Source organism: Saccharopolyspora sp. NPDC002686 (assembly GCF_040295745.1).
Taxonomy (GTDB): domain Bacteria; phylum Actinomycetota; class Actinomycetes; order Mycobacteriales; family Pseudonocardiaceae; genus Saccharopolyspora; species Saccharopolyspora oryzae.
Window position 1 is genome coordinate 1 of record NZ_JBEOVY010000317.1, and the last position, 9280, is coordinate 9280.

10 protein-coding genes are annotated in these 9280 nt (G+C 70.1%); 6 read left to right on the plus strand and 4 right to left on the minus strand.

Annotation, left to right across the window (positions count from 1 at the left end):
• The first annotated feature begins 154 nt into the window (after window positions 1–154).
• Window positions 155–952, plus strand: coding sequence for a DNA-binding transcriptional response regulator (locus ABTZ89_RS30635; RefSeq protein WP_351051222.1), 798 nt, complete (start codon window positions 155–157; stop codon window positions 950–952).
• Between the two features lie 78 nt (window positions 953–1030).
• Here ABTZ89_RS30635 and ABTZ89_RS30640 read toward each other — a convergent pair whose 3' ends face one another.
• From ABTZ89_RS30640 to ABTZ89_RS30655, 4 genes are all read right to left on the minus strand, one after another.
• A complete protein-coding gene (locus ABTZ89_RS30640) occupies window positions 1031–1531 on the minus strand; it encodes a DUF5130 family protein (protein ID WP_351051225.1) in 501 nt (166 codons plus the stop codon).
• Window positions 1518–1778, minus strand: a complete 261-nt coding sequence (gene ctaJ / locus ABTZ89_RS30645) for an aa3-type cytochrome oxidase subunit CtaJ (RefSeq protein ID WP_270949387.1) — start codon at window positions 1776–1778, stop codon at window positions 1518–1520. Before ctaJ ends, ABTZ89_RS30640 begins: the two co-directional genes overlap by 14 nt.
• 355 nt (window positions 1779–2133) lie before the next feature.
• Entirely contained in the window at window positions 2134–2751 is a 618-nt protein-coding gene (locus ABTZ89_RS30650) for a hypothetical protein (RefSeq protein ID WP_351051228.1), read from the minus strand.
• A gap of 22 nt (window positions 2752–2773) precedes the next feature.
• The gene (locus tag ABTZ89_RS30655; RefSeq protein ID WP_270949389.1) at window positions 2774–3418 is read right to left on the minus strand and encodes an HNH endonuclease; all 645 of its coding nucleotides are present in this window, start codon (window positions 3416–3418) and stop codon (window positions 2774–2776) included.
• Window positions 3419–3640: 222 nt separating this feature from the next.
• Between ABTZ89_RS30655 and ABTZ89_RS30660 the strand changes: the two genes are divergently transcribed.
• From ABTZ89_RS30660 to ABTZ89_RS30680, 5 genes are all read left to right on the plus strand, one after another.
• On the plus strand, window positions 3641–5758 hold the full coding sequence (locus ABTZ89_RS30660) for a prolyl oligopeptidase family serine peptidase (protein WP_270949390.1): 2118 nt from the start codon (window positions 3641–3643) through the stop codon (window positions 5756–5758).
• Window positions 5759–5910: 152 nt separating this feature from the next.
• On the plus strand, window positions 5911–6888 hold the full coding sequence (locus ABTZ89_RS30665) for a mechanosensitive ion channel family protein (RefSeq protein WP_270949391.1): 978 nt from the start codon (window positions 5911–5913) through the stop codon (window positions 6886–6888).
• A gap of 88 nt (window positions 6889–6976) precedes the next feature.
• The gene (locus tag ABTZ89_RS30670; protein ID WP_270949392.1) at window positions 6977–7369 is read left to right on the plus strand and encodes a globin; all 393 of its coding nucleotides are present in this window, start codon (window positions 6977–6979) and stop codon (window positions 7367–7369) included.
• Window positions 7370–7414: 45 nt separating this feature from the next.
• Window positions 7415–8470, plus strand: a complete 1056-nt coding sequence (locus ABTZ89_RS30675; RefSeq protein ID WP_351051232.1) for an alpha-amylase family glycosyl hydrolase — start codon at window positions 7415–7417, stop codon at window positions 8468–8470.
• Between the two features lie 199 nt (window positions 8471–8669).
• The coding region (locus tag ABTZ89_RS30680) for a heparan-alpha-glucosaminide N-acetyltransferase domain-containing protein (RefSeq protein ID WP_351051235.1) at window positions 8670–9280 on the plus strand (611 nt) is incomplete at its 3' end.

A 9280-nucleotide genomic window follows, 5' to 3' on the forward strand; every position in this document is an offset into this window, starting at 1 on the left:
GGAAATCGGACGTGCGATTTCCATTGAATTTGCGGCGACGACCACCCGGCCGGGCGAGGGTTCATTGCAAGTCCCAGCCCGAACACGCATCGTAATCAATCAGGTGCACTGAGTCAGGTGCCGGTGATTCGCGGTGTGAGGGGTGGGAACGGCGATGCCCGAGCTGATCTCTGCGGTCGCCGATCTGATGTGGCCGCTGATGGCCCTGGCGGCGATCATCGTGTTCCGGCGCGCCATCGGGCGCGTGCTGCGCACCGCCGAGAAGCGCGAGCTGGAGTTCGAGATCGGCGGCCAGAAGCTCACCATGCACCAGGTCAACGACCAGCAGAACGAGATGATCCAGGACCTGCAGCGGCAGCTCAGCATCCTCAGCCGGGAGCTGGCCGAACGCGAGCGCGGCCTGGTCACCCAGGAACCCGCGAAGCCGCCCACGCCTATCCCCGCGCTGCCCGACGGGCTGGACCTCCCCGTCACCGGACACGACGACCTGCCCACCAACGGCGAACCCGCCGGCAACGGCGACGGCCACGGCGAGAGCCACGTCGAGATGCCGCCGGTCAACGAACCGGTCGGCCCGGAACCGTTCGCCGTGCTGTGGGTCGCCGAGAAACCGCAGGCGCACGCGATCCTGGCCGAGCAGCTCCGCGACAACGGGGTGCGGGTCACGATGGTGACGACCACCGACGCGGCGCTCGCCGAGCTCTCCCAGCGCCCCTACCGGCTGATCGTGGAGGACATGGGGCGCAAGGAGAACGGCAGGTGGCGCCCCGACGCCGGGCTCGCCCTGCTGCGGGAACTCCGCGACCTCGGCGTGGACACCCCGGTGATCGTGTTCAGCAGCCAGCAGCTCCAGCAGCAGTACGGCGAACAAGCCCGCCGCTCCGGAGCGGTCGGCACCACCTCGTCGACCTACGAGATGTTCCAGAACTTCCAGAGCTTCGGCCTGCTCTGAACGCCCACCAGCAGCGAACGGCCCGTTCACCTCGTCTTCCGGGGCGAACGGGCCGTTGGCCGCAGAGCTGCGGACAGGTCAGTGGTGCGCTCGGGACTCCTGGTAGGAGTTGCCCGCGGCGTCCGAGAGCATGCGGAGCGCGCTGATCAGCCCGTCGATCAGCTCGCCCTCCTTGAAGGAGGCCACCATGCTCATCGCGGCCAGCTGGCAGCTGCGGTCCGGGATCCGCCGGTACGCCTCTTCACCGGTGACGATCTCGAACTTCTTCTGCCCCGGCGAAACGGCGATCAGCACGCCCTCGGCCGCGCTCGAACCGAGGTTGGCGTGCAGCTCCTCGGCCTGCTTGCGGGTGTCCTCGCCGAGGTCGCCGAGGTAGATCCCGAACTCCAGGCCGGTGCTGCGGCTGGACAGGGTCAGCGCCTCGTCGAGCCGCGAGAGCTGGTTCGGGCTGAACGGCAGCGCCGGGCGCTCGGGCTCCACGCGGCGAGCGATGGACAGCCGACCGGTGGCCATCAGCGCCTCGCCTTCGCCGAGCTCCCGCGTGTCCGCGGTCTGCCCCGCGATCTCACCAGTTGCCACGTGCACCTCCCCGAGCAGTGCTGGGCCGCTCGCCTTCCGGCGCGACCCCGGATTCCACGTCCGTCACCGGAACGGCGTTGTTCACACCCGCCGGGTTGGCCACCCACAGCACCGGAGCGAAGTCCCACTTCTGGCCCGCGCGATAACGCGGGCGGGTGAGCTTCGGCCACATCGCGATGAGCACGATCAGGCCGTAGATGGCCGCTGGGATCACCGCCAGAGCGAGCACAGTCTCCACGACAGTCACGCCAGTACGGTAGCCGATGACCACCACTTCATGCGCTACGACCTCGAACGGTGCATGATCGGCGTGGAAGATCACCGCCGCGCCCGCCCGCATTCCCGCGGGCCCGCCGCCGCGACGCCGGGGTTCCGCACGTCCCCGGTTCGGGTTTCCGCTGGTCGAGGCCGACCGCCGACCCGAAAAACTACGTTCGGTTACGCATCATCCGTGATGCAGATCACATCTCGTAACTCGTTCGGCCCAACGCCTGCCACCGAATGGAGTCGCACCAGACGGTTGCAATGCGCGGCAACTTGGCGGCTTGTTCCTGACGATCTCTGAACCTAGTTTTTCACCTGTATGGGTCTTGCATATTTGATCACATGCGCTCAAAACATGATTTGAATGCGGGAGGCACACAATGTCGATCTTCGAAACCGCCACTCAGAGCAGCATCGTCACTCTTCCGAGCGTTCGTCAACCACTCCGCGAACACGGCGTCCGCATCAGCGGCCAGACCCGCGGAGTCCGCATCAGCGGCCAGCAGGGCGTCCGGATCAGCGGTCGGAGCGGGGTTCGGATCAGCGGCCTCTCGGAGGGCGTGCGGATCAGCGGTCGACAGCAGGGTGTGCGGATCAGCGGCCGGAGCGGCGTCCGCATCAGCGGCGAACAGGGCGTGCGGATCAGCTGCCAGCGCGGAGTTCGCATCAGCGGGGAGCACGGTGTCCGCATCAGCGGTCGCGAAGGTGTGCGGATCAGCGGCCGACACGGCGTGCGCATCAGCAATGAACGGGGTGTCCGGATCAGCGGACAGCACGGGGTTCGCATCAGCGGCCGGAGCGGCGTCCGGATCAGCGGCCAGCAGGGCGTGCGCATCAGCGGCCGGGGCGGGGTTCGGATCTCCAGCGGTGTCCGGATCAGCCGGGGTGTGCGGATCAGCGGGCAGCGCGGTGTTCGGATCAGCTGACCGGGCGTGGCGCAGTTCGGACCGCGTCACGACCCGGCCGCCGACGTCGGCATCAGGCCGCCGATTCCCCCAGGTACGGCAACCAGAGGGGGTCCGTCTCGGACAGGCCCGCGAGCAGCCGCCAGTGCCGGCCCCGCGGCGCGCACGGCGCCACCGGCAGCCGCCAGCCCAGCTCGCTCAGCGTCTTGTCCGCCTTCCGGTGGTTGCACTTGGTGCAGCAGGCGACGCAGTTCTCCCACGTGTGGGGGCCGCCTCGGCTGCGCGGCACGACGTGATCTATGGTTTCGGCGCGAGATCCGCAGTACACGCACCGGTAGTTGTCCCGCAGCATCAACGCTGTTCGGGTCAGCGGGACCCGGCCGCGGTACGGGACCCGCACGAAGTTGCTCAACCGGATCACGGACGGGACTTCGACGGCGGCGGTTGCCGAGTGCAGCACCATGCCGGCCGAGTCGCCGTGCACCACTTCGGCCTTGCCGCAGACGAGCAGCACGATCGCGCGACGCAGCGGGAGCGCTGTCAGCGGTTCGAACGTGGTGTTGAGCAGCAGGACCCGCCGCTTGCGCCAGGACGGCGCATGACCGGGTGGCCGGTCCGCCTGCGGCGTGGAGCCGCGGTTCGGCGGGCACAGCGGGGCCCGCGACGCGAGGCTCGTGGCCTTCAGCGCCGGTTGTCGGGTCGGTTGTCGGTCGGGCACGCGACCACCTCCACCGGTGTCGGGCAAAGTTCAGCACAGAACCCCGTCCGAACGCACGTGTGATTCGCCACGCCGCGCCGGTGCGGCGGTGCAACCACCTCCAATCATTCTGGATCAAGGCCCTGTCCGGCAACGATGCTCGCCGTTGCCGCTGCTCGTTTCCGGTGAAACCGGCATGTCGTGATCAACTCCGGCACCCGTCCGCCACGTATCGTCGCGGACGTGACCGACGCTCAAGCCCAGCTGCGCTACCCCGCCGCCGACCGCGACGACATCGTCGAAGACCTGCACGGCCACCAGGTGGCCGATCCCTACCGGTGGCTGGAGGACCCGGCCGATCCGCGCACCGAGGCGTGGTCGGCGACGCAGGACCAGCTCGCCCGCACCTGGCTGGACGCGCTCCCGGGACGGGAAGCGGTCGCCGAGCGGATGCGCTCGCTGCTGGCGTCGGGTTCGGTGTCGGCACCCGCGTGGCGCGCCGGGCGGGCGTTCTTCACCCGCCGCGAGCCCGACCAGGAGTTCCCGGTCCTCTACGTGCGCGACCGCGACGGCAGCGAGCGGGTGCTGCTGGACGTTTCCGCGCTGGACCCGTCCGGGCTGACCACGCTGGACAGCTGGTCGCCGAGCCTGGAGGGCGACCGGCTGGCGTACCAGATCTCGGTCGGCGGTGACGAGGAGTCGCTGCTGCACGTGCTGGACGTGGCCACCGGTGAGCTGGTCGAGGGACCGATCGACCGCTGCCGCTACTCGACGATCTCCTGGCTGCCCGGCGGCGAGGAGTACTTCTACGTCCGGCGGCTCGCCCCGGAGCTGGTGCCCGAGGGCGAGGAGCAGTTCCACCGGCGGGTGTGGCGGCACCGGGTGGGCACCGACCCGGACCAGGACGACGTGCTGGTGCACGGCGAGGGCCAGGACCCCACCTTCTACTACGGCACCCGGGTGTCCCGGGACGGCCGCTGGCTGGTGATCGAGGGAAGCCCCGGCACCGCCCGGCGGGACTCGGTGTGGATCGCCGACCTGACCGCGGGCGGCGAGGTGCCCGCGCTGCGGCAGGTCGTGGACACCACCGACGGCTACCGGGTCGGCGCCTGGGTGGAGCGCGACGGCCGGCTGTACGTGATGACGACGCTGGACGCGCCGCGCTGGCGGCTGTGCGTGGCGGATCCCCAGCAGCCGGAACCGGAGCACTGGACCGAGCTGATCGGCGAGCAGCCGGACTCGGTGCTGGAGGCGGTGCGCTGGTTCGACACCGGTGACGGCGACCCGCAGCTGGTCGTGCTCCGCACCCGGCACGCGGTGTCGGAGGTGACGCTGCACGACCCGGCCACCGGGCGCCGGACCGGCGAGGTGCCGCTGCCCGGCACCGGTCAGGTCACCGCGCTGACCGCGGTCGACGAGGACACCGACCACGACCGCGACAAGCTGTGGATCGGCTGGACCGACTTCGCCACCCCGCCGTGCGTGCACGCCTACGCGCACAGCACCGGCCAGGTCGCGCTGGAGCAGCGCGCGCCGGGCGCCGTCGAGCTGCCCGAGGTGCACACCCAGCAGGTCACCTACCGGTCGCTGGACGGCACCCCGGTGCGGATGTTCCTGCTCAGCCCGGCGGCCGAGCCGGACCGCCCGCGACCGGTGTTCATGACCGGTTACGGCGGGTTCTCGCTGTCCCGCGAGCCCGGGTACACGCCGTCCGCGCTGGCCTGGGTGGCCGCCGGTGGCGTGTGGGCGCTGCCGTCGCTGCGCGGCGGTGGCGAAGAGGGCGAGCAGTGGCACGAAGCCGGCATGCGCGAGCAGAAGCAGCACACCTTCGACGACTTCCACGCCGCCGCGCAGCACCTGATCGACCAGGGCTGGACGACTTCGGACCAGCTGGCGATCTCCGGCGGCTCCAACGGCGGTCTGCTGGTCGGCGCGGCGCTCACCCAGCGCCCGGACCTCTACCGGGCCGTGGTGTGCTCGGCGCCGCTGCTGGACATGGTGCGCTACGAGCAGTTCCTGCTGGGCCGCACCTGGAACGACGAGTACGGCACCGCCGACGACCCGGAGGAGCTGGGTTGGCTGCTGTCCTACTCGCCGTACCACAACGTGGTCGAGCAGACCGATTTCCCGTCGGTCCTGTTCACCGTCTTCGAGTCCGACACCCGGGTTGACCCGAATCACGCTCGCAAGATGTGCGCGGCATTGCAGCACGCCACAGCGTCTGACCCGGCGAAACGTCCGATTCTGCTGCGCCGCGAGACCGAGGTGGGCCATGCTGCGCGCTCGGTTTCACGTACTGTGGGGCTCGCTGCCGACCAGCTCGCCTTCCTCGCGGAGGCCACCGGGCTGCCCTTGGACTGAGCCCCGAACTCGGTCCGGGTGCCACGGCTGGTCGAGTCTCGTGCGCGGCGGGGCGCGCACGAAGCTCGAGGTTGGTCCGGCGCGTCCTCACGCGACGGTGCGATCACCTACGTCGCGGGCATCTGAACGACAGCATGGAGAACCCCCGACCCATGGAACTGCCGCTTTTGACCCAACCGGAGTGCGTCAGCGAGCCGGGCTGGTGCAACACGATCTACGGCTGGACCGGCAACGAATGGCTGGCCTCGTACTCCGACCTGATCATCGCCAAACCACTGCACATCGCGATGATCCTGATCATCGCGTTCATCCTGCGCTGGCTGGTGCACCGCACGATCACCAAGCTGACCCAGGGCAACGGCAAGCCCCCGAAGCTGCTGAACCCGCTGCGGGAACGCCGAACCGACGCGCTGACCGCCGAGCTGCTCTCGGAGCGGAGGCTGCAGCGCGCCCGCACGATCGGCTCGGTGCTCAAGTCGATCGCCTCGCTGGTGATCTTCGGCCTGGCCGCGATCTACGTGCTGCAGGAGCTGGACATCCAGGTGGCGCCGGTGCTGGCCTCGGCCGGTGTGCTCGGTGTCGCGGTCGCCTTCGGCGCCCAGAACCTGGTGCGGGACTTCCTGTCCGGCATGTTCATGCTGGTCGAGGACCAGTACGGGGTCGGTGACGTGGTCGACCTCGGTGAGGCCAGCGGCACCGTGGAGGCGGTCGGCCTGCGCGTGACCACGCTGCGCGACATCAACGGAACCGTCTGGTACGTCCGCAACGGCGAGATCCTGCGGGTCGGCAACTCCAGCCAGGGCTTCGCCTACGCGGTGGTGGACTTCCCGATCTCGCACGGCAGTGACGTGGAGAAGGCCATCTCGGTCGCCACCGAGGTGGCCACCGACGCCACCTCGCGCGAGCCGCTGTCCAAGGACGTCCTGGACAAGCCGGAGATGCTGGGCGTCGACAAGATCACTCCCGACACCGTCACGCTGCGGCTGACCGTCAAGGTCCGCCCCGGCCGCCAGTGGTCGGTGCAGCGCAGGCTGCGCGCGGACATCAAGCGCGCCTACGACGAGAAGGACATCGAGCCGCCGTACCCCTACGGCCGGCCGATTCCGCCGTCGAGCCCAGTGGAGCTGTGACGGCCGGTGCTCTGCGCGGTGCAGGCGGGCGCGTCCGTTCCGCCTGCACCGCTACGCGGGAGGAGTTCGGCGGACCGCACTTGAGAGGATGGGGCCCGTGACTTCCGTGGAGAGCTTTTACGAGCAGGTCGGCGGCGAAGCGACCTTCCACCGAATCGTGGCGAAGTTCTACGAGGAGGTGGCCAAGGACGAGCTGCTGCGCCCGCTCTACCCCGAGGAGGACCTGGGTCCGGCCGAGGAGCGGCTCCGGTTGTTCCTCATCCAGTACTGGGGCGGCCCGCACACCTACTCCGACCGGCGCGGACACCCGCGGTTGCGGATGCGGCACGCCCCGTTCAAGATCGGCCCGACCGAGCGGGACGCGTGGCTGCGCTGCATGCGGATCGCGGTGGACGAGGCGAAGCTCGCGCCGCAGCACCGCGAACAGCTCTGGCAGTACATGGAGATGGCCGCCGAAAGCATGGTCAACTCGTGGTTCTGACAGGACCGGCAGGTCGGTGAACAGCTCCGAGAGAAGGATCCGGTGATGCGGGCGGCGGGTGCGAGGTCGGACCGCGGCGAACGGCCGTGGTGGTGGGACGCGGTGTGCTACCAGGTCGACGTCGGCACGTTCGCCGATGCCGACGGTGACGGTGTCGGCGACTTCGAAGGGCTGCGCGGTCGGCTCGGCTACTTGGAGCTGCTCGGCGTGGACGCGGTCGTGCTGGCCGGTGCCGCCGGGCTGGACCCGTCGGCCCAGGACTTCGCCGCGCTGCTCGCCGAAGCGCGCGGCTCCGGGATGCGGGTGATGCTCGCGCTCGACGTGGATCCGGCGCGCGACGACCCCGCGGCGGTGCTCGAGCCCTGGCTGCTGAACGGCGTGGACGGGTTCCACCTGGCGCCCCGCGAGGACCCGACCGGCGCGGTCGAATCGGTGCTGGCCGAGTACCCGGACCGGGTGGTGATCGGGGCCGGCAGCTGGCACCTGTCGTTCAACCTCGACCTGGCGATCGCCGGGTTCGCCGCCGAGCCGCTGCGCAAGGTCATCACCGGCGCGCTGGCAACGCCCGGGCGGCGCACCGCGTGGGCGATGGCCAGCCGCGACACCCAGCGCAGCCGGGATGCGGCCGCGCTGACCCCGGTGCGCTCGATGGCCCTGGTGCAGCTGGCGCTGCCCGGCGCGGTGTGCCTGCGGCACGGCGAGGAGCTGGGCCTGCCGGGCACCGAGCGGATCCCGATGCCGTGGGAGGGCGAGAAGCCGCCGTTCGGGTTCTCCGAGGCGAGCGGCGACTGGTCGTCGATCCCGGCGGACTGGGCGGCGTTCACCGTCGAAGCGCAGCTGGAGGACGAGCAGTCCACCCTGTCGCTGTACCGGCACGCGCTGGAAACCCGGATCAGCCACCCGGCGTTCACCGGTGACGAGGTCGAGTGGTTCGGCGCGCCGGAGGACTGCTTCGCCTTCCGCCGGGTCGGCAGCGACCTGATCTGCGCGTTGAACACCTCGGCGGCCCCGGTGCCGCTGCCGCCCGGCGAGGTGCTGCTGTCCTCCCGCCCGGTGGAAGGCGACGAGCTGCCGCCCGGCACCGCCGCCTGGCTCGTGTGAGCCTGCACTCTCCGGCGTCACGGGCCGTGCAAGGGCTCGTTCCACCGTCGGTAACGTTGTTGGAAGAGATCCCGAGACCCTGCTGGATGCCATGACTGCTATTGCGGCTACTGCGCCCGAGACGAGCACTGCTCGGCCGCAACCACGCACAGGCCGACTGGTCGGGGTAGACGTCGCACGGTTCTTGGCCGTGTTGGGCATGTTCTGCATCCACTTCGGGGTGCCGTTCCTGACCGGTGACGCCGAGGTGTGGGTCGCGCAGTTCTCCAGCGGCCGGTCCACGGCGCTGTTCACGCTGCTGGCCGGGGTGTCGCTGGCGCTGCTGTCCGGGCGCACCACTCCCCCGACCGGCGATGCGCTGCGCCAAGCGCGCCTGCGGATCACGTTGCGCGCGGTGCTGCTGCTGGTGCTGGGCATCCTGCTGGCCAAGGCCACCGAGGCGACCGGCTTCCTGCTCACCGTGATCATCCCGTTCTACGGGCTGTACTTCCTGCTCGCGGTGCCGTTCATCCGGCTGCGCGCCCGAGGTCTGCTGATCGCCGCGGCGGTCACCGCCCTGGTGGGTCCGCAGGTGTCGTTCGTGCTGCGCACCTGGATCGCCGGGGACACCCCGATGGCGTGGCTGGTCACCGCGGTCAACACCGTCGACCCGGGGCACCTGATCGCCAAGGCCGGGGTCTTCGACCTGCTGCTGCTCGGTTTCTACCCGACCTTCTCCTACCTGCCGCTGGTGCTGCTCGGCATGGCCGTCGGGCGCCTGGACCTGCGCTCGACGAAGGTCCGCTGCTGGCTGGCGGTGGCCGGGCTGGC

What these genes read in the sequence shown, in the direction of transcription:
- ABTZ89_RS30635 (WP_351051222.1), top strand. Translation starts at nt 155, where the DNA reads ATGCCCGAGCTGATCTCTGCGGTCGCCGATCTGATGTGGCCGCTGATG.
- ABTZ89_RS30665 (WP_270949391.1), top strand. Translation starts at nt 5,911, where the DNA reads ATGGAACTGCCGCTTTTGACCCAACCGGAGTGCGTCAGCGAGCCGGGC.
- ABTZ89_RS30670 (WP_270949392.1), top strand. Translation starts at nt 6,977, where the DNA reads ATGGGGCCCGTGACTTCCGTGGAGAGCTTTTACGAGCAGGTCGGCGGC.
- ABTZ89_RS30675 (WP_351051232.1), top strand. Translation starts at nt 7,415, where the DNA reads ATGCGGGCGGCGGGTGCGAGGTCGGACCGCGGCGAACGGCCGTGGTGG.